The organism is Sorangium sp. So ce327 (assembly GCF_051530205.1).
In the GTDB taxonomy this organism is placed as follows: Bacteria; Myxococcota_A; Polyangia; order Polyangiales; family Polyangiaceae; genus Sorangium; species Sorangium cellulosum_B.
Map to the genome: position 1 here is coordinate 10,744,294 of NZ_CP150330.1, position 19,658 is coordinate 10,763,951.

General features: G+C 74.1%; 13 protein-coding genes and 2 tRNA genes. 2 read left to right on the top strand and 13 right to left on the bottom strand.

Features of this window, described 5'->3' with window-relative positions; all coding sequences use genetic code 11:
• Positions 1 to 75: 75 nt before the first annotated feature.
• Positions 76 to 2,172, top strand: coding sequence for a peptidoglycan DD-metalloendopeptidase family protein (locus WME95_RS40235; protein ID WP_437904572.1), 2,097 nt, complete (start codon positions 76 to 78; stop codon positions 2,170 to 2,172).
• A 221-nt stretch (positions 2,173 to 2,393) separates the two neighbouring features.
• Here WME95_RS40235 and rpsI read toward each other — a convergent pair whose 3' ends face one another.
• The 11 genes from rpsI to WME95_RS40290 all read right to left on the bottom strand — a co-directional run bounded on the left by rpsI (position 2,394) and on the right by WME95_RS40290 (position 15,658).
• A complete protein-coding gene (gene rpsI, locus WME95_RS40240; protein WP_437711475.1) occupies positions 2,394 to 2,786 on the bottom strand; it encodes a 30S ribosomal protein S9 in 393 nt (130 codons plus the stop codon).
• A gap of 8 nt (positions 2,787 to 2,794) precedes the next feature.
• On the bottom strand, positions 2,795 to 3,244 hold the full coding sequence (gene rplM / locus WME95_RS40245) for a 50S ribosomal protein L13 (RefSeq protein WP_012240013.1): 450 nt from the start codon (positions 3,242 to 3,244) through the stop codon (positions 2,795 to 2,797).
• 457 nt (positions 3,245 to 3,701) lie between these two features.
• A tRNA-Ser gene (locus WME95_RS40250) sits at positions 3,702 to 3,786 on the bottom strand.
• Between the two features lie 105 nt (positions 3,787 to 3,891).
• A tRNA-Ser gene (locus WME95_RS40255) sits at positions 3,892 to 3,978 on the bottom strand.
• A gap of 199 nt (positions 3,979 to 4,177) precedes the next feature.
• On the bottom strand, positions 4,178 to 5,935 hold the full coding sequence (locus tag WME95_RS40260) for a sensor histidine kinase (protein WP_437904573.1): 1,758 nt from the start codon (positions 5,933 to 5,935) through the stop codon (positions 4,178 to 4,180).
• Between the two features lie 159 nt (positions 5,936 to 6,094).
• Complete coding sequence (gene glmS / locus WME95_RS40265; RefSeq protein WP_437545367.1) at positions 6,095 to 7,930, bottom strand: glutamine--fructose-6-phosphate transaminase (isomerizing); 1,836 nt, start codon at positions 7,928 to 7,930, stop codon at positions 6,095 to 6,097.
• Between the two features lie 58 nt (positions 7,931 to 7,988).
• Entirely contained in the window at positions 7,989 to 9,323 is a 1,335-nt protein-coding gene (locus WME95_RS40270; protein ID WP_437904574.1) for an MFS transporter, read from the bottom strand.
• Positions 9,324 to 9,671: 348 nt separating this feature from the next.
• Entirely contained in the window at positions 9,672 to 10,097 is a 426-nt protein-coding gene (locus WME95_RS40275) for an RNA recognition motif domain-containing protein (protein ID WP_437904575.1), read from the bottom strand.
• 338 nt (positions 10,098 to 10,435) lie between these two features.
• Positions 10,436 to 11,791 carry a hypothetical protein gene (locus tag WME95_RS40280; protein WP_437904576.1) on the bottom strand — a complete coding sequence of 452 codons (1,356 nt, stop codon included), beginning with the start codon at positions 11,789 to 11,791 and terminating at the stop codon, positions 10,436 to 10,438.
• On the bottom strand, positions 11,788 to 13,197 hold the full coding sequence (locus WME95_RS40285; protein ID WP_437904577.1) for a hypothetical protein: 1,410 nt from the start codon (positions 13,195 to 13,197) through the stop codon (positions 11,788 to 11,790). The genes WME95_RS40280 and WME95_RS40285 overlap by 4 nt, the downstream gene beginning before the upstream one ends.
• Position 13,198: 1 nt before the next feature.
• Positions 13,199 to 15,658: an MMPL family transporter gene (locus WME95_RS40290; RefSeq protein WP_437904578.1), complete on the bottom strand. Its 2,460-nt coding sequence runs from the start codon at positions 15,656 to 15,658 to the stop codon at positions 13,199 to 13,201.
• 162 nt (positions 15,659 to 15,820) lie between these two features.
• On the opposite strand from WME95_RS40290, the gene WME95_RS40295 reads away from it, so the two are divergent.
• Complete coding sequence (locus WME95_RS40295) at positions 15,821 to 16,432, top strand: peptide deformylase (protein ID WP_437904579.1); 612 nt, start codon at positions 15,821 to 15,823, stop codon at positions 16,430 to 16,432.
• 51 nt (positions 16,433 to 16,483) lie between these two features.
• On the opposite strand, the gene WME95_RS40300 is transcribed toward WME95_RS40295, so the two are convergent.
• A complete protein-coding gene (locus tag WME95_RS40300; protein WP_437904580.1) occupies positions 16,484 to 17,956 on the bottom strand; it encodes a UDP-N-acetylmuramoyl-tripeptide--D-alanyl-D-alanine ligase in 1,473 nt (490 codons plus the stop codon).
• A gap of 83 nt (positions 17,957 to 18,039) precedes the next feature.
• Complete coding sequence (locus WME95_RS40305) at positions 18,040 to 19,413, bottom strand: hypothetical protein (protein ID WP_437904581.1); 1,374 nt, start codon at positions 19,411 to 19,413, stop codon at positions 18,040 to 18,042.
• Positions 19,414 to 19,658 lie beyond the last annotated feature (245 nt).

A 19,658-nucleotide genomic window follows, 5' to 3' on the forward strand; every position in this document is an offset into this window, starting at 1 on the left:
CTTCCGCGCAACGCTTGCGTCGGCCAGGGAGTCGCGCGGTTGCAACCCCGTCGATGCCTTGGTACGCACGTCGGCGTGCCGAGTGCAGTACCCCAGAACCCGCTCGAGGCCTCCGGAGCGCCGGACGCCGAGGACCGCGCCAGGGAGCGGAGCGGAGAGGCCGGCAGCGCGGCGGAGCCTGGCGCCGCTGTCCCTCAAGACGCGCCCGCGCCGCGCGTGGAGCCCGGCGCAGCGGTCCCGCAGGACGCGCCGCGCGCAGAGATCGTGCGCATCGGCGCGGCCGAGGACGTCGCGGACGACGCCCCCAGCAGACCGGCCTCGCCGCCGCTGACCGCGCCGCTGCAGGGCAGTCGCCGGGGCGAGGGCGCTCCGGCCGCTCCCTGGTCGCGCAGCAGCGAGCTGCGCGCGCGCGCGGCGTCGTCGACGTGGCCGCCGCAGCTCCCTCCTCCTTCTTCTCGCGGGCGCGCATCGGCGCCCTGGTCGCGCGGCAGCGATCCGCGCGTGCAGCCCCTGCGGTCGCCGTCGCTCATGGACGGCGGCCCCCACGCGGGCCCCGGTTCGACGGACGGCCCGCGGCTTCCTCCCGGCCTCAGCCGGCCCCCTCCAGGACCGCACCTGTCGCCGCGCATGACCGCGGTCTTCGGCGGCATCTTCGGCCTCGCGACGCTCACCTCGCTCATCGCGCTGCTGATCCAGGGCGTCCCGGTGCGCGACGAGCGCGCGCTGGTGGCGGCGAGCCCGGCGACCTCGGCAGCAGGTACGGACGAGGCCGCCAGGCCCTCCGCCATGCCCGAGGTGAAGACAAAGCAGCGCACCCCGCTGCCCGGCCCATGGCGGATCTCCGAGCTCGGGAAGGATCCTTCCGTGCTCCTGGTGAGCGACGTGATGGAGCGCCGGTCGTTCATCGCGGCCCTCGACGAGAAGGGCGTACCGAAGGCTCAGATCTACCGGATCATGAAGGCCTTCGACGGGCTGCGGAAGTTCGACAAGTGCGGCCGCAAGGACCGGTTCACGGTCGCGATGGATCGCTCCACGCGCCGCGTCCGCGCCTTCGAGTACGAGGTCTCGGCGAGCGAGATCTACCAAGCGAGGGACAACGCGGCCGGGCTGCTCACGGGCGCCACGCTCGACATGAAGATCGCCGAGGAGGAGGTCGTCGCCTCCTTCTACGTGGGGAAGGATCTCGCCAACGCGATCCGGGCGGGGGGCCTGGAGCCCGGCGTGCTCGACGTGATCGACGAGGCGCTGAACGGGCGCCTCTCGACGGAGAGCTTCGAGGAGGGGAGCACGGTCCGGCTGATCGCCGTCGAGGAGACGGCGCTCGGGATGTTCTCCCGGTACAAGAAGGTCATCGCGCTCGAGTACCGGCCCGCGGATCCCGCGGAGAAGCCGGTGCGCATCTACGACTTCAAGGGGCAAGAGGCCCGCGGCACGTTCGATGAGCGCGGCCGGCAGCCGCACGCCGGCGGCTGGCGCGCGCCGGTCCCGGGCGCGCCCGTGACGTCGAGGTTCAACCCGCAGCGGATGCACCCGGTGCTGAAGAAGAAGATGCCCCACAACGGGACGGACTTCGGCGCGCCGATGGGAACGCCGGTGTACTCGGCGTATCGCGGCGTTGTCGACTGGGTCGGTCCGGCGGGCCCGAGCGGCAACCTCGTCACGGTGACGCACGCGAACGGGGTCACCACCGGCTATGCACACCTGTCGAGGTATGCCCCCGGCATCAAGGCCGGCATGAAGGTGGGTACCCACCAGCTCGTCGGCTACGTCGGATCGACGGGCCGCTCGACGGGCCCTCACCTTCACTTCAGCGCCAAGAGGGACGGCAAGTACTTCGATGCCGAGACGCTCCAGCTCGATGGAGAGCGCGTGATGCCCGGCATCGATCGCGCGGCGTTCGCCGCGACGAAGGAAGCGCTCGACAAGCGGCTCGACGCCATTCCGCTGCCCGAACCGCCGCCCGAACCGGCGAAGCCGGAGGCGGCAGAGCCTCCCTCGCCGCCGCCCGCGGCCACCGGCAGCGAGGCCCCGGCCGCAGCGGCCGCCGCGGCACCGGACGTCGGACCGAGCGGACCGAACGAGCAAGAAGCGCAGCCGCCGGAAGGCGCCGGGGACGACGAGGGCGAGCTCATCGAAGGCGCCGATCTCAAGAGCCCGCCGGAAGCGATGTGACGCCGAGCGGGCCGAGAGGTCCGCTCGATGAAGCCAGAGGACGCCGACCGGACCGAGAGGTCCGCTCGATGAGAACAGACGCCGAGGGACAAGCTGTCCCGTCCTCGGCGCCTTCGCGGCATCGGGCAGACAAAACGCACCGAGGACGCGGAGGGGAAAACCCTCGCGTCCTCGATGTCCTTGCCATGCCGTCCATCTCGATGGGCGGCGGCCCAGGCCTGCTACCGCTTCGAGTACTGGAAGCGCTTGCGGGCGCCGGGCTGGCCGTACTTCTTGCGCTCCTTCTTGCGCGCGTCGCGCGTGAGGAAGCCCGCGCGCTTGAGCGACGGCCTGCGCTCCGGATCGAGCTCGCAGAGGGCGCGCGCGATGCCGTGCCGCATCGCCTCGGCCTGCGCGCTGTGGCCGCCGCCGACCACGGTCGCGTTCACGTCGAACTGCTCGAGCAGCTCGAGCAGCTCCAGCGATTGACGCATCACCATGCGCGAGGTCTCGCGGACGAAGTAATCGTCAGCGGGCCTCTGGTTCACCTTGATGTTGCCGGTGCCCGGCGAGAGGAAGACGCGCGCAACGGCGGTCTTACGCTTACCAGTGGCGTACGTTCTCGTTTCCGTCATGGCTTTGCTCAGCTGTAGCTAAGGGGCTGCGGCTTCTGCGCCGCGTGGGGGTGATCGGGACCGGCGTAGACCTTGAGCTTGGTGAGGAGCTCGCGCCCGAGCACGTTCTTCGGGAGCATGCCCTTCACGGCCTTCTGGATCGGGAGCTCCGGCTTGCGCTCGAGCAGGTGACCGTACGACTCGGAACGGAAGCCGCCCGGCTCGCCGCTGTGCCGCACGTAGTTCTTCTGCTGGAGCTTGCGGCCCGTCAGAAGGACCTTCTTGGCGTTCACGACGATCACGAAGTCGCCGGTGTCGACGTGCGGCGTGAACGTGGGCTTGTTCTTGCCGCGGAGCACCGTGGCGATGCGGCTGGCAAGGCGGCCGAGGGGCTTGCCTTCCGCGTCGATCACCCACCACGTACGCTCGTTGCGGGCCTCCGCAGGCTTGGCGGAAAAGGACTTGGGCTGAGGATTCATTGGGCGAAAAACTCCGGAAGTGCGCCTGCCAAAAAGGGGCGCCACTTCTACAAGGCGGCCCTTCGCCTGTCAAGCGTCTGAGGCTTCTGCGGGAGCATCCTCATCGTCCGGCGAGGGTTGGTCAAGCGGGGTTTGTCGACAAGCCGCCGGTCCCGTCCGTCCCGCCTCACACCGCTGGCTTGTCTCGGGCTCCAATATTTCTCTTATTTGCCCGATCATCCAGCTCGCCAAGGCGTTGAACCCAGGCAGCGCCTTGGCCGCATCGACGGCGAACGAGCCAAAGCTCCCCCTTGAACGCCGCGCCAGGCAACACCGCGACGAGCGGACGCAGCGGTCGAGCGACCAGCCGATCCGCCTCGTCGCTCGTCGTTCACGTCACATCGGTCGCCGACGTCCCGCTGGCTCGCTTGAAGGAGCTCATCATCACGGCAAGGAGTCGATCGACGGTTCAGCTCAGCGGAGAGGGCGGGATTCGAACCCGCGGTACGTTGCCGTACACACGATTTCCAGTCGTGCACCTTCGACCACTCGGTCACCTCTCCCGATACAACTTCAACGCGCCCCGCTTCTGCCGGACCGGCGCCGCTCGCGAGAGAGCGGGCGGTCAGAGCCCACCTGCTTCAGCGGGGGCAAGCAGCCAAGCGTAGCGGAGAGAGCGGGATTCGAACCCGCGGTACCCTTGCGGGTACACCTGATTTCGAATCAGGCACCTTCGGCCTCTCGGTCACCTCTCCGCCGGCGAACATGGCAAAGCGGGGCCGGCTGGTCAAGCATCTCCTGACAACCGACCGGTCCGGAGGTGCGCTTTCAGCGCCGAGGCCCCCCGCCAGCAGCCCGGAGCGCGCTCCCGGGCAGCGCTCGTCGTCCAGCATGCGGCTCTCTGGCGCTGCAGGATCCGCGAGGATCCGCGGCGCCGCACCGGCGAGCGCGGCCCTACCCCGCCCCGCGCGGCGCCTGTCCTCCGCGAGCGGCTGGCCGCGTCGGAGCGGCGCCCTCGGAGGCAGGCGCGCGATCGCCGTCGGAGAAGGCCTCGGCCCCGAGCGCGGCGCGCGCCGCCGGCGTGCCTGCGCGCGGGAGCCGGATGACGAAGCGCGCGCCTCCGAGCGGAGACTCGAGCACGTCGATGGTGCCGCCGTGATCGACCACGATCTTCTTCACGATGCTCAGGCCGAGCCCCGTGCCGTCGTACCGCGTCGTGACGTACGGATCGAACACCGAGTCCCGCACGGCGGGATCGATGCCCGGGCCGTCGTCGTCGATCGCGATGAGGTGGCTCTGCCCCTCGCTCCGCGCCGAGACGCGAACGCTGCCCCACACGGCGGGGCCCGGGCGCTCTCGGGCTCCTCCGCCGGGCGCCGCTCGCTGCGCGTCGCGCAGCGCCTGCGCCGCGTTGCGCACGATGTTGCCGAGGGCGCGCCGGAGCATCTCGCGATCGAGCGCGGCCGGCATCGGGACATCCGGCACGTCGAACTCGAGATCGACGCGCCCGAGCAGCGCCTCGTCCGAGGCGTGCTCGCGCCCCGCCTCCTCGATCGCGGCGAAGCGCTCGCCCTGCTCGCGCAGGAACTCCGCGAGATCCGAGGGCTCGAGCTCTGCCCGCGGGAGCCGCGCGAAATTGGAGAACTCGCCGACGAGGCGGCGCAAGGTGCCGACCTCCTCCTCGACGACCTCCAGCGTCGTCTGGAGCAAGCGCTGGTACGCCGGGTCGCTGCCCGCATAGCGCCGGTGGCACTCCTCGACGGCGAGCTGGATCGGGGTCAGCGGGTTCTTGATCTCGTGCGCGAGGTGCCGCGCCATCTTCTGCCACTCGCCCATGCGCTTGAGGAACTCGATCCGCGCGCGGCTGCCCTCGAGCTCCTCGAGCATGCGATCGAAGGCGCGGCCGAGATCGGCGACCTCGTCGTCGCCCTGCAGCCCCACGCGCACCGAGAGGTCGCCCTCCGCGACGGGCCGGGTCGCCGCGGCGAGCCGCGCGATGCGGTCGACCACGGGGCGCGCCACGAGCACGCCGGCGAGGATCGCGAGGAGGATCGTCGCGCCGAGCAGGGCGGCGAAGGCGTCGCCGTAGCTCTCGTCGAGGTACTCCTTCCGGTGCTCCCGCTCGAGGGCGTGGTACGCCTGCGCGAACGCCTGCGCCGCGTCGAGCTCGTCGAAGCGCGCGCTCGGCGCGGCGAACGTCGCGACGAGGGTCCGCGCGTCGCCGTCGCAGCCGCCGTCGTCGGGCGCGCGATCGCCGGGCTCGGCGGCGTGGCCGGGCGCGCGCGCGATCGCCTTCCGGACCGTGAGCGTCTTCTCGTGCGCCGGATCCACCGGGCGGCCGCGCTCGCGCGCTCCGACGAGATCGCCGCAGCGCTCGACGCGGAGGGAGACCAGCGCGGGGTGAGCCGCGATGATGCGCGCCAGCTCGGCGTCGAGGCGCTGCGCGTCGCCGGTGAAGGCGGCCTCGCGCAGCGGGTCCGCCGCGACGAGCGCGTCGGCCTCGGAGCGCATGCCCTGCTTGATGGCGGCGGCCAGCTCGGCGTACACGCCGAGCGCGCTGTCCAGGTGGACGCCGAACTCGGGCTGGAACGCCGTGGCCGACACCCGCGCGATCACCGTCCTGGCGACCACGATGCTGGCGACGAGCGGGATCAGGGCGGTCACGAGGATGGCCGCGACGACCCGCCGCTCCGTCCTGCCGGGGATGCGCATGCGCGCAGCATAGCCGCGGCCCCGCGCGGGCGCGCAGGCGCGGCGGTGGAGCGCCCGAGCTGAAGGAGGAGGGGCGCGCACCGCCGAGGAGCGCTGCGCGCGGCAGAGGAGGCCGCTCGCCGCGGCGGGGATGCCCCGCGGCGAGAGCGACGTTGCTCGTTACTCGACGGTGACCGTCTTCGCGAGGTTGCGCGGCTGATCGACGTCGTTGCCCTTCAGGTTGGCGACGTAATAGGCGATGAGCTGGAGCGGGAGCACGGTAAGGAGCGGCCCGACCTCGTCCGGCACCTTGGGGATCCAGACGTGGTGCTGAGCGATCTCGAGGATCGACTCGTCGCCCTTCGTGGCGATCGCGACGACCTGCCCCTCGCGCGCGCGGACCTCCTGCAGGTTGGAGAACGTCTTGTCGTAGTGCGCGTCGCGCGGGCAGACGACGATGACGGGGAGCGCCTCGTCGATGAGGGCGATCGGCCCGTGCTTCATCTCGCCGGCCGCGTAGCCCTCGGCGTGCGCGTACGAGATCTCCTTCAGCTTGAGCGCGCCCTCGAGCGCGATGGGGAAGCCGAGGCCGCGCCCGAGGAACAGGACGTCCTTCGCGTGGACGAGGCGCTTCGCGATCGCGTGCACGTAGTCGGCGTCGCCGAGCACCTCGCGCATGTGGCTCGGGATCTCCCAGAGGGCCTGGAGGATCTCGCGCCCGCGCTCCGCCGGCAGCGAGTCGCGGCGGCGGCCGAGGTAGACGGCGAGCAGGAGCAGCGCGGCGAGCTGCGTGGTGAAGGCCTTGGTCGAGGCGACGCCGATCTCGGGGCCGGCGTGCGTGTAGAGCGCGCCGTCGGAGAGGCGCGGGATCGCGCTGTCGAGCACGTTGCAGAGCGCCAGCACCTTGGCGCCCTGCGCCTTCGCCGCCTTGAGCGCCGCGATCGTGTCGGCGGTCTCGCCCGACTGGCTGATGGCGATCACGAGATCGTCGGGGAAGAAGATCGGCTCGCGGTAGCGGACCTCGCTCGCGAGCTCGACGACCGTGGGGACCCTGGCGAGCTGCTCGATCCAGTAGCGCCCGGCGATGCCGGCGTGGTGGCTCGTGCCGCACGCGACGATGTAGACCCGGCGCAGCTCCTTCGCGAACTCGGGCGTGACCCCCATCTCGGTCGCGTGCACGTCGCCGGCGGCGAGATCGATCCTGCCGCGCAGCGTGGCCTCGACGACGTCGGGCTGCTCGTGGATCTCCTTCAGCATGAAGTGCTTGTAGCCGCCGCGCTCCGCCTGGACAGGGCTCCAGTCGATGCGCTTCACGCGGCGCTCGACCTTCTCGCCGCCGGTCACGGTCTCGATGCGGACGCCGCTCGCGCGCAGCTCGACGATGTCGCCGTCCTCGAGGAAGATCATGTCGCGGGTGTGCGCGAGCAGCGCGGGGATGTCGCTGCCGCACAGCATCTCGTTCTCGCCAGCGCCGACGACGAGCGGCGAGCCGTACCGGGCGGCGACGATGACGTCGGGCTCATCGCGCGAGAGGACCGCGATCGCGTAGGCGCCGTGGACCTGCCGGAGCGCGCCGCGCACGGCCTCGAAGAGCGACTTCGCGCCCTTCTGGAGCTCGCGGTGGACGAGGTGAGCGACGATCTCGGTGTCCGTGTCGGAGAGGAACTTGACCCCCTGGCCCTCCAGCTGCTGCCGGACCGCCACGTGGTTCTCGATGATGCCGTTGTGCACGACGGCCACCGGGCCCGCGGAGTGCGGGTGGGCGTTCACCTCGCTCGGGCGGCCGTGCGTCGCCCACCGCGTGTGGCCGATGCCGGTCGTGCCGTCGAGGGTCCGCTTCTCGAGCGCCTCGCTGAGCTTGATCAGCTTGCCGAGCGTCCGGACGATCTCGATGCCCTTGCCGTCATGAATGGCGATGCCGGCCGAGTCGTAGCCTCGATACTCGAGCTTCCGTAGCCCTTCGACGATGATCGGCGCCGCCTTTTTTGACCCAACGTATCCGACGATCCCGCACATGCTCGCCTCGTTCAGGTAGTGCCCGCGCGCGCCTACGCGTGCGGCGGAAAATGGAACGTTACTCCTGGCACCGGGAGCTGACAGAGAAAATTGAGCCCCCTGACGGTGAACGCCGCGTCGGTCGCGTTGGCCGCGTGGATCGCGCGAAGGTCACAGCCAGGACGAATGCTATCAACGCCGTGATCGAGGCGACCCCAAAAGTGAGGGCGCCGCCCCCGCGCTTGTAGAGCTCACCCCACACGAGCATCCCGACGACGGATCCGGCGCCAGCGCTCGCCGAAAAGAGCCCCTGCGCCGTGGCGAGGATCTCGGGCGGAGATCGATCCCGCGTGTAGGCGAGCGAGGCGACCCACATCATGCCGAACGAGACCGCGTGGAGCGGCTGGATGGCCAGCAGGGCGGGCCAGAAGCGCACATACGAGAGCAGCGCCCAGCGGAGCGAGGCGCCCGCGAAGGCGAACGCGAGCACCGTGGGCGGAGCGAACCGCTTGAGAAGGGGGCCGGAGAACGCCATGAGCGCGATCTCGCCGGCGACACCGACGGCCCACGCGACCCCCACCAGCGACTCGGGGAAACCGATGTCGCGGAGGTGCAGCGTGTAACAGAGATCGTACGAAGAGGTGGCGCTCTGGGCCAGGAACGATGCCGCGAGGAACAGGCGGAAATCGTGGCTCTGGAGGAGCGTACGGGCGCGCTGCCGCACGGAGCCTCCGGCCGCCGGAGCGCGGGAGCCTCCGGCCGCCGGAGCGCGCGCAGCGCCGGCGGCGTCGGCCGCTCCGTCGCGCAGGCCAGACCGACGGAAGGGCGCCTCGCCGCGCGCCGGGAGGGCCCACGAGATGGCGAACGCGATCAGCAGGGAGGCAGCGATCGTCGCGGGGAACGCGACAGGTCGCGCCGGATCGACGAGGGCTCCGCTGGCGATCGCCATCAGCGCGAAGCTGATCGAGCCCCAGAGCCTGAGCCGGCCGTAGGCGATGCCGGAGCGCGCCGACGCCTCCACCGCGACGACGTCGGCCATCATGAACATCGGCGATCGAAAGAAAGCGAACGCGAGCGCCGCGACGAAGAGGCCGCCGAAGCCGAGCGACACGTCGAGCGCTGACGACAGCGCGAGCAGCGCGAAAACGACGAAGGCGCCGGCGCAGGCCGCCCGGATCAACCACACCCGCACGCCGAGCGAGTCGGCGATCAAGCCGAACACCGGCGGCGCGACGAGGCCCATCGCAGGGAGCGTCGCCGCGATCGCCCCCATCGCGAGCCCCTGCATCCCCCGCGCCTCCAGCCAGCTCGGGAACAGCGGCAGGTACACGCCGAGGACGGCGAAGATACCGAAATAGTAAAGCGAGATCGCCCGCGGCGACGGCCTGTGCTCTGAAGGGATGGAAGGAGGCATCGGCTGTGAGCAGCCCGCCCCGAGCGCGAGGGGCGTTCAGCGTGCCGCTCTCTGACGCCCGCCAGGCAAAGGAGCAAGCTCCGCGCCCCGGAAGCGCGGAGCTCGGTCATTGCCGCTTCTCGATCGCCGGGGGGCGCCCTGCCGCACGCGCGGGATGGGCACCTCGGACCTCCGCAACGCTCCGCCCGGCGTCGCTATCTGGGCCGGCCTGCTGAGCGCCGGCATCGACGGAGGATCGACCGGGGCCTCGGCGCGCGTGACGGCGGTCGCCGCACAGGGCAGCGCACAAACGAAAACGGCGGCGCCTCTGGGGAGAGGCGCCGCCGCTGGAACGTCGGCCTAGCTCGGCTAGTACCGATCGCCGCCGCGACCGCCACGGCCGCCGCGGCCGCCACCACCGCCGCCGCCGCCGCCGTAACCGCCGCCGCCACCGCCACGGCCGCCGCGGCCACCACCGCCGCCGCCGCCGCCGTAACCGCCGCCGCCGCCGCCGCCGTAGCCGCCGCCGCCGCCACCACCACGCTGGACCCGCTCCTCCGCCTCGTTCACGCGAAGCGGACGGCCGTCCATCATGGCGCCGTTCATGTTCTCGATCGCCTGCTGGGCCTGCTCAGGCGTGCCCATTGTGACGAACCCGAAGCCACGCGACTGCCCACTCTCGCGGTCGGTCACGATGTGTACATCCGTCACCTCGCCGCTCTGAGCGAACGCGGCCTGCACGGAGGCCTTGGTGGCGGAGAAGGGGAGATTACCAACGTAGAGGCGAGTACCCATGACACTGATTCACTTCACGGCTCTGCGAGATGCGTCAGCTTCGGTGCCGAACAGTGCCCTGCCGCCCCGATGGAGCCGTGGGGGATCGAGGGGGGGCGGCGCTGGGGAGGAGCCCCCGGTGCGCCACACGTTGCGTCGTCCAGTCCGCGATCAATCCGCGATCCCCGAGAAGAGAAGCGTCGTGTCGAGTGCCAGTGACGTTCGTGACCAGCCGATAGTAACCAAATGTCCCCACCGCGCAAGCACTCGAAGCGGCCCCCATCGCCGCGACCCTCGCCCGGACGTCCCGAACAGCCGCCGCGCGGTCGCGCTCGCTTCCGCGCGGAGGTAGGCACACATCAGCGCCTCGCTGGGCGGCGGAAGGTGGCGCCGAGATCCCAGCCCTCGCCGCTGGCGGCGCGCGCGAGCGCGACGTCCGGCAGCACGCCGCCCGCGATCCGGACCTCGGCGATCACGCCGAGGCGGAGCGTCGCGGTGAGCGAGCGGGGGGCGGCGCCGGGCGCGAGGCGGGGCGGGTGACGGGCGAGGTCGAGGGCGCGGCCGCGATCGTCGGCGGTCGCGAGGGCGAGCAGCGCGCCGAGGGGCCCCGGGCCGAGCGGGCGCACCAGCTCGATCGCGAGCGTCGCCTTCCCGCGGGCGCGGCGGCGCCCGAGCTCCGCCCGCGCCACCGGCTCCGCGGTGACCTCGTGCCCAGGCCGCGAGAGGATCGGCGCGACCGCCTCGGCGACCTCGACGAGGTGCGCCGCAGACTCGTCCACGAGCAGCGACGCCGGGGGCCCTCCCCACGCGGGATCGCCGTGCGCCCTCGGGAGACCGACGAGGCCGAGGTGCGCGAGGCGCTCGGGCGGCAGCGCGTCGACCAGCCGCTGCGCGACGCCAGGCTGACCGAAGAGCCCGGCGTCGGGGCCCGTCGTGAGCACGATCCACCCGGCGACGCCCAGATCGAAGCGGACGGCGCCGCGGCGGTTCGTGTGGAGGCCGGCGCCGAGCCAGCCCAGGTCGTCGCGCTCGGTCTCGAACGCGCGCAGCGACGTCGTCAGGTCCTCGGAGCGGATCACCTCGATCGCGTCGAGGAAGGCGGCGCCGCGCGCGGCGACGTCGTTGCGCGTCAGCGTGATCTGCCCCGGGCCGACGTCGGCCCGGAACGCGCCGGTGCCATCCGGCGCCGCGGGGTCGAAGCTGCGCGGCAGGAGCGCGACCATCGGCGACGCGAGCGCGCGGGCGACGCGGGCGGGATCCGCGCGCGGGAACACCGCGGCGAGCGGATCCCTCGGGTGCCGCTCGGGCCTCGGGATGTCGGCGAGCGCCGCGGCGGCGCCGCGAGCGCGGGCACGCTCGACGGAGCTCACGATGTCGCGGCCGTCGAGCTTGAGCAGGCGCGCGGTGCGCAGCCCCTCGCGGAGGCGCACGACCGCGCCATCCGCCTCGCGCGACGGCAGCGCGGACGAGAGCGTCGGGTACGGGTTCCCGGACGCATCGAGCCCGTAGAGGCTGTCGGCGATCGCCGGCGCGAACAGCGCCGCGGCGGGATCGCTCAGCTCGTGCGGATCGAGCGAGCCCGTCGGCCACGGGAGGTGCATCGAGAGGCGGCCGCCGAGCGGGGTGCGCCCCATCGCGCGCGCGGCCTCCGGGAGGGCGGCGGCGCCGAGCAGCGCGCCGGCGCCGCCGAGGAAGGCGCGGCGCGGGAGGCTCACCGCACCACCCAGATCTCGTCCGCCGTCGCGACGGCGAACGGGGCGCGCCCGGCCCCGTCGGGCGGACAGACCGCGAGGGCGCGCACCCCCGCCGGCGCCGGCAAGCGCAGGATCTCCTCGGGCGCCGCGCGGGCCGGGCCGCCCTCCCGGCGCCGCCACGACCAGACGACGACGGCATCCTCGAGCGGATCGAGGACGTCGAGGCTGGCGAGCAGCTCGGGCTCTCCATCCTGATCGAGATCGCCGACCGCGAGCTGCGCCCCGGCGCTGCCCACGACCTTGCGGCGGCCGGCGCTGTCCCGGAGCTCGACCGCGCCGCGCTCGCGCGTCGCCCAGACCGCGAAGGGCTCGCCCTGCGCGGACAGGAGCTGCGCCGACGCGAGCGCGTCGTACCGGCCGGAGAGCGACGCGGTCGCCGGCGGGGGATCGGCCGGGGCGCACGGGCCGAGCGGGCCCGTGAGGAGCGGCCCCCACGCCGTCGTGCAGGCCGAGCCGCCCGCGTCCGGGATCGCCAGCCCCGGCAGCTCGGCGAGCGCCTTCAGCTCGCCGTCGAAGCGGACGCTGCGCGCGCGGTCGGTGAGCCCGACGTCGGCGAACGGCGGCAGGCGCTCGCCGTCCCTCGCGCGCTCGACGAGCGTGGCGAACGCGAGCGGCTCACGGAGCGGCGCCGGGTGCACGGCGACCACGTCCGGCCACGGGCGCGACGCGAGCGGGACGACCCGGCCGCCGCGGAGGCGGAGCGTCGTCACGCGCCGGCGGCTCACGCTCAGGAGCTCGAGCGCCCCGTCGGCGTCGAGATCGCCGCACGCGAGCGCGACCACGTCGCCCTCGAAGTTCTTCGCGCGGTCGACCCTGGCGGCGACGAGCGGGATCGGCGCGAGGAAGCTGCGGATCTCCGCGTCGAGGGGCGCCTCGGCGTAGGCGTGGGCGATGGGCCCCGGCTCCGGGTCGCGGATGCGCGCCCAGACGGTGCGCGGCACCGGGTACACGTCCGCGGTGACGCGCAGCTTCCCCGCCGCGATCTCGACGACGAGGTGGACGAGCGCCGCGTCGTCGCGCGCCGCCTCGCGCGCGAGCGGCAGCGGGATCGGGTCCTTCTGCGCGCGCACGCCGGCGCCGAGCTTGCCGGCGACGTGGGCGGCGAGCGTGGCCACGAGCTGGGCGCCGCGCGGCGCGGGCGCGTCGGAGACCAGCGGCGCGGCGGCCACGAGCGCGCGGCCGTCCACGGCGTCGAGCGAGCGCACGAGCGCGTCGACGGCGCGGGCCACGGCCGAGCGCGGCGGCCTCGGCGCCGGCGACGCAGGAGGCGGCGACGCAACGGGCGGAGGAGAGGGCTGCGCCGCGGCGGGACGCGCGAGCGCGAGGAGAGCGACAAGGAGGAGGCCCCGGGACGACAACGGCGACATGTTATGCGCGTCCGTGGGCCCGGGGCCAGAGCCGCAGCCCCGCCGGCACCACGAGGAGCGCGACGACGAGGCCGACCGCGCTGCCCAGCGCTCCGACCCGGCCCAGGTCGCGGAGGCCGTCGAAGCCGCAGAACGCGAGCGCGGAGAAGCCCGCGGCCGTGGTCAGCGCCGTGGCGGCGATCGCCGGCCCCTCGCGGCGCAGCGTCTCGCGGATCACGGCGTCGCCGCCGCCCGCCGCCTCGATGTCGCGGGCGCGGTGGAGCAGGAACATGCCCTCGTCCACCGTGATCCCGAGCAGCACCGGGATGACGAGCGCGTCGTACGCGTGCAGGGGGATGCCGAGCACCCGGATCAGCAGGAGGACGAGGGAGATCTCCGAGGCGACGACGAGCGCCGCCAGCGCGATGTCGCGCGCGCTGCGGAGGGAAGCGGAGAGCGCCAGCAGCACGAGCGCGCCCGCGACGAGCCCGATCCTCGGCATGTCGTGCGCGAGCGTCTCGCGCAGCGACGCCTCGAGCCGGCTGTAGCCGGTGAGCATGGCGCCAGGATCCTCCTCGCGGATCGCGCGCTCGATCTGCGCGACCGAGCCGGTCTCGCGGGGCCGCACGTACAGCGCGACGAGCGCCTCGCCCCCGTCCGCCCCGAGGTAGCGCGAGAGCAGGATGGACGCGGGGCCGCGCTCGAGATCGGAGAGCGCCACCTCCTGCCGGGGCGGCGCGCGCATCCCGTCGAGCACCGCCGAGAAGCGCTCGGGCGCGAAGCCCGTGTCGCGGAGCGCGCGCGCGAGCTCGTCGGCCTTGGCGGGCAGGTCGAGCGCGTCGCGCGCGGCGAAGCGCTCGGCCTGCGTCGGGGCGGCGGGGGCGAGCGCGGTGAGCGCGTCGACGGCCTCCACGTCGGCCTTCATCGAGGCGAGGCGCTCCGCGATCCGGTCGCCGCGCGCGCGGGCGCGCTCCTGGTCGCCGTCCGCGAGGAGCACCACCCATTGCCCTCGCCGCCCGCCGAACGCGTCGAAGATCTCCTGCTGTACCTTGAGGGGCTCGAGCTCGGCCGGCCTGATCGCGACGATGGCCTCCGCGAGCGGCGGCGAGGCGCCGAGGGCGACCGCCGCGATGGGGAGCGCCGCGAGCCCCGCGAGCGCGAGCGCGCGGCCCCGCGTACGGGTGAGCCGGTAGAGGACGTCGGTCCAGCGCGCGGGCGCCTCGGTCGGCGGGGTCCCCCGCTCGAGCCACGCGCCCACGGCCGGCGTCACGAGGACGATGGCGATCGCCGTCAGGACCTCGCCCGCGGCGCACAGGAGCCCGAGCTGCCGGAGCGCGTTGATGTCCGACAGCGCGAGCGCCCCGAACGCCGCCCCCGCGGTGACGGCGGCGATGAGCACCGCGCGGGAGGTCCGCGCCCTCGCCGCGCGCGCGGCCGCCTCCGGATCGAGGCCCTCGCGCCGCGCCTCGAGCAGCGCGGCGTAGACGTGGACGCCGGTGTCGACGCCGACGCCGACGACCACCGACATGAAGGCGACGGCGATCGCGCTGAGCCCGCCCGGGAGCGCCGTGGCGAGCCCCGCGGTCCAGAGGGTCCCGAGCACGAGCGGCGGCATCACCGCGGCGAGGGCGCGCAGGCGGCGGAAGAGCAGCGCGAAGACGACGGAGGCGAGCAGCATCGAGAGCGACCCCGAGATCGCGAGATCGCGCGTGAGCATCGCCTCGGTCGCCGCGGCGATGGCGTGCCCGCCGGTGAGCCCGAGCGTGAGCCCGGGGTGCGCCGCGCGGATCGGACCGAGGACGGCGTTCGCGTCCGCGACGAACGCCCGCGCGTCGGCGCCGCGGAGCGCCTGCCCCGCCGGCTGCACCAGGACGAGGTGCACCTTGCCGTCGTCCGTGGCGAAGGCGCCGTCGGCCTGCGTGCGCACCCCGGATCCGATGTCCGCGGACTCGAAGACGAGCTGCGAGAGGCGCAGCGGGTCGGCCGCGATCGTCTCCGCCGCGGCGCCGCCGCCCGGCGCGAGCAGCATGGCGCGCGTCTCGGCGAGGCGCTCCCGCATCCCCTCGGGCGAGAGCGCGGCGGCGAGGCGCTCTCGCACGCGCGCGTCCGCGTGCCGGAACGCGACCCACGGATCGAGCGAGCGCGAGACGTCGATCCGATCGGCGGCGCGCTGCACGGTCGGGCGCGCCGCGAGGGCCCGCGCGATCTCCGCGGCCACGGCCGCGTTCTCGTCGGGGTCGTCGCCCTTGACCATCACGACGCCGAGGTCGCCGCCCCCGAACCCGCGCACGTACCGGCGAAGCGCCGCGGCGTCGCCGCGCTCCGGCAGGAGCGAGGCGATGTTCGGCTCGAGCTGTAGCCGCAGCGTCACGGCGGCGAAGGCGGCGAGCGTCAGCGCCGCGAGGGCGGCGACGACGACGAGGCGGAGCGGCCGGCGGGGGGCGCCCGCGCGAGCCGACGGAGGCGGAAGAGGTGCTGCCATGGAAACGCCGGGCCGTGCCCGGCGCCGCTCCTCTACTCTCACGCCCGCCTCGCCGCGAGGACATCCACCCTCACGCCCGCCTCGCCGCGAGGCCCCCACGCGGTCCATGCTCCCGAGCTCACAACGCTTGCGCTCGCAAGGGCGCCGAATCATCCCGGCAGCATGGAGCTCCCCCCGATCGTCCTCGCAGGCAGAGCCGTCCTGCGGAAGCCCGCCGCGCCCGTCCCGCCCGAGCAGATCGGGACGAAGCGGCTCAAGCACCTCGTCTCGACGATGGTCTCCGTCATGCGCAAGGCGCCCGGCGTGGGGCTCGCGGCGCCGCAGATCGGCGTCGACCAGCAGGTGATCGTGCTCGAAGACAGCGAGGAGCTCATGTCCCGCCTCTCGCCGGGCCAGCGCGCCGAGCGCGGCCGCGTGCCCTTCCCGCTCAGGGTGATCATCAACCCGACGCTGAGGGTCCTCGCGCCGTCGCTCCCGGACGTGGCAGGCGCGGGGCGGGCGACGTTCTTCGAGGGCTGCCTGAGCGTCCCGGGTTACATGGCGCTGGTCGAGCGAGATCTGTCGGTCGAGGTGAGCGGCGTGGACGAGGACGGCAAGGAGGTCCGGTGGGAAGCGACGGGCTGGCCCGCGCGGATCCTCCAGCACGAGGTCGATCACCTCCGCGGCACGCTGTACGTCGATCGCATGGTCACGCGCTCCTTCTGCAGCAACGAGGAGGCGAAGCGCTTGCTCAGCCTGTCCGTCGCCGAGGCGCGGGCTACGCTCGGCGCGTGACCGCGGCCCGTCGCGCCGGGAGGCGAGCGCGCTCGACAGGCGGGCGCGCGCTCACGGCGAGGGCGACGGGCCGGCGCGGCGCCCCGCGCCGGCGACGAGGGCTTCCACGATCCGCTCCATCCTGATCCCGCGCGAGCCCTTCACGAGCACCAGATCGCCGCGCTCGACGATCTCCTGCGCTCGGGCCGCCGCGGCGTCCGCGTCCACGGCGAACCACGCCCGCACGCCGGCAGCCTCGGCGGCGCGCGCGATCCGCGCCGCCTCGCCGCCGACGGCGATGAGCGCGGCGGGGCGCGCGGCGCCGACCTGCTCGCCGAGCGCGTCGTGCTCCGCCGCCGCGAGCGCGCCGAGCTCGCGCATCTCGCCGAGCAGCAGGACCAGCCGCTTCCCGAGCGCCTCGGCGACCTCGGCGGCCGTCCTGAGGGACGATCGCATCGACAGCGGGTTGGCGTTGTAGCTGTCGTCGATGACCACGGTGCCGTCCGGCAGCTCGCGGACGGACAGGCGTCCATCACCAGGCGGCGCGAGCCCTGCGGCGGCGCGCGCCGCTCGCTCGGTCGAGAGCCGCTCGCCGACCGCCTCTTCCACCACGGCGACGGCCGCGGCCGCCGCCAGCGCCCCCGCCTCGCCGAGCAGCGGGACGACGAGCTCCAGCGCTTCGCCTCCGCGCTCGATCCGCACCGAGGTGCCGCGCACCCCGACCGGCCGCCTCCCCGCGATCCGGATCCGCGCGCGCTCCCCGAAGCCGTACGTGATCCGCCGCGCGGCGCCGGCGCGCTCGAGCTGCTCGACCACCTTCGCGTCGTCGCCGTTGCCGAGGGCCACGCCCGCGGCCGGCAAGGCGGCGAGCAGATCACCTTCCTCGGCGGCGACGTCTTCCAGCGTGCCGAGCCCCTCGGTGTGCTCGACGCCGATGGACGTCAGCACGGCGAGGTCCGGCCCCGCGATCCGCGCGAGGGCCGCGACCTCGCCGCGCTGGTTCGTGCCGATCTCGACGACCGCGAAGCGATGGCGGTCCTCGAGCCCGAGCAGCGTCATCGGCAGCCCGATGGCGTTGTTCAGGTTGCCCGCCGTCGCGTGCACCTCGCCGCGGCCCACCCCCGCGAGCAGCGCCGCGATGGTCCGCGTCGTCGTCGTCTTGCCGGCCGATCCACCGATCGCGATGATCGCCCGCGGCCCGTCGGGGTGGGCGCCCGCCCGCCATCGCTCGCGGTGCGCTCTGGCCAGCGCCCCGAGCGCCGCGAGGCCGTCCTTCACGAGCACCGCGCCTCCTCCGGGCGGCAGGGCAACCTCCCGCGAGACGATGAACGCGGCCGCCCCGCGCTGCGCGGCGGCGTCGAGGAACCTGTGGCCATCGAAGCTCTCGCCGGAGAGCGCGACGAACGCCGCTCCTGGCGCGATCGTCCGGCTGTCGGTCGAGACGCCCCGCGCGTCCGGCCCGCTCCTCAGCACGCGCCCGCCGGTCGCGCGCGCCAGCTCGTCGAGGGAGAAGGGGGCAAGGTTGTGCGGGATCGGCGTCGCCATCGCGGGCGATCACCAGCACGGAACGGGGCGCGGGGCCAACGAATCGCCTGCGGCGCGCCCCGTCCGTGCGGCGTCGCGCCGCCTCAGCGCCGGGTCTTTTCCTTGTCGACCTCGTCGTAGATGTCGTCGCTCTTCGGCCGTGGCCGCGCGGCTGGGCGGGGCGCGGCGGGCGCGCTGGGGGCCGCCGTCACGCTCACCGTGGGCTCTGGCGATGCCTCGGCGGCCGTGGGCGGCGGCTCCTTGTAGTCGATCGCGATCGGTCCTCCGCCGCCCATGCTCTGCCACAGCGTGATCCCGATGAGCGCCAGCAACGCCACCGCCAGGATCACGCTGAGCACGATGATGAGCGTCCTGCCGCCCTCCCGCCGCCGCGGCGCACCGGCGGCGGGTGGCTTCTGCGGTTCCGGGCGCTCCTGGACGAAGGTCGACGGGAGCACCGGCATCTCGAGGCGCGCCGACGTGGTGGCCCACGGGCTCTCGGCCGCTCCGTCCCACCCGCCGGCCGCCTGGGGCGCGCCGTGCGCCGCCGCGCCGGGAGCTGCGCTCATCGCCGGCGCGGGCGCAGCGGCCGGTGGCGGCCCGGCCTGAGCCGGCATCCCCGCATGCAGCGAGGGCATCGGCGTGCGCGCGGCCTCTGATACCGCGGGCGCGGCCGCGCCGAAGCCAGGGCTCCCGAACCCGGACGGCGCCGCCGGCGCAGGCGGCTGGCCGGCGTGAGGTGATGGCATCGGCGCGCGCGCGGCCTCTGGCGCGCCGGGCGCGGCCGCACCGAGGCCAGGGCTCCCGAACCCGGGCGGCGCTGCCGGCGCAGGCGGCTGGCCGGCGTGCAGCGAGGGCATCGGCGCGCGCGCGGCCTCTGATACTGCGGGCGCGGCCGCACCGAAGCCGGGGCTCGCGAACCCGGGCGGCGCCGCCGGCGGCGCAGGCGGCTGCGTCGCGCTCGCGCCCATCCGGTCCGTGATCGGCGCCGGCTGGAAGGCCGGCTGGCTCGGAGGCACCGGATCCGACTGCGGCGGCGCCGAGATGAACGGGAGCGCGCTCGGAGAAAAGACGCCGCTGGCCGAGAGCACGTCCTGCTGCGAGACGATCCCGGGCGGAAGGGTCCCTCCGCGCGCCGAGACGCTCGCCGTGGGCGGCTGGGTGTACCCGGCGGGAGCTGGCCCTGAGAACGCCGGCGCCGGCATGGCGCCCGAGAACGCGGGCGCCGATGACGCCGGCGCCGAAAACGCGGGCGCCGACGGCATCGGCCCTGAGAACGCGGGCGGGCTCTGCTGCTGAAGATGAGGGCTCAGCGCGTACTGTGCGGAGAGCGGGCGCAGGGCGCCGGGCGCCATCAGCGGCGGCACGGGCAGCGGCCGGAAAGGGATCCCCGAGCCGTGCGCCGACGGGAGCGGCCGGCCTGGCTGCGCCGTCCTCTCACTCTCGGGGGCTCCCCATGGAACGTGTTTGTCGGTCATCCGCGCGCCTCGGAGGGACCGCCCACGCGACCCCTCCGCCTCACACTGAAGCGGAACAGCGCTCTCAATCTACCCCCAAGTCTCGGCGTGCGGCCATCCTTCTGACGCGTCGCCCCGCCCCGCGAGGCGCTGCCGCTCGTCGGCGCTGGCGCCACGCAGCGCCGCGCCGTGACGACACCGCCCGTCGCGGACGCAGGAGTGCGACGCCGGGGGTGCGCTCCTCGGGTCGGCGCGATGAAGAGCGA

Bases quoted from the DNA above. Each gene is read 5' to 3' on its own strand.
- rpsI (WP_437711475.1), bottom strand. From the start codon at position 2,786: ATGACGGAAACGAGAACGTACGCCACTGGTAAGCGTAAGACCGCCGTT.
- rplM (WP_012240013.1), bottom strand. From the start codon at position 3,244: ATGAATCCTCAGCCCAAGTCCTTTTCCGCCAAGCCTGCGGAGGCCCGC.
- WME95_RS40260 (WP_437904573.1), bottom strand. From the start codon at position 5,935: ATGCGCATCCCCGGCAGGACGGAGCGGCGGGTCGTCGCGGCCATCCTC.
- glmS (WP_437545367.1), bottom strand. From the start codon at position 7,930: ATGTGCGGGATCGTCGGATACGTTGGGTCAAAAAAGGCGGCGCCGATC.
- WME95_RS40270 (WP_437904574.1), bottom strand. From the start codon at position 9,323: ATGCCTCCTTCCATCCCTTCAGAGCACAGGCCGTCGCCGCGGGCGATC.
- WME95_RS40275 (WP_437904575.1), bottom strand. From the start codon at position 10,097: ATGGGTACTCGCCTCTACGTTGGTAATCTCCCCTTCTCCGCCACCAAG.
- WME95_RS40285 (WP_437904577.1), bottom strand. From the start codon at position 13,197: ATGTCGCCGTTGTCGTCCCGGGGCCTCCTCCTTGTCGCTCTCCTCGCG.
- WME95_RS40290 (WP_437904578.1), bottom strand. From the start codon at position 15,658: ATGGCAGCACCTCTTCCGCCTCCGTCGGCTCGCGCGGGCGCCCCCCGC.
- WME95_RS40295 (WP_437904579.1), top strand. From the start codon at position 15,821: ATGGAGCTCCCCCCGATCGTCCTCGCAGGCAGAGCCGTCCTGCGGAAG.
- WME95_RS40300 (WP_437904580.1), bottom strand. From the start codon at position 17,956: ATGGCGACGCCGATCCCGCACAACCTTGCCCCCTTCTCCCTCGACGAG.
- WME95_RS40305 (WP_437904581.1), bottom strand. From the start codon at position 19,413: ATGACCGACAAACACGTTCCATGGGGAGCCCCCGAGAGTGAGAGGACG.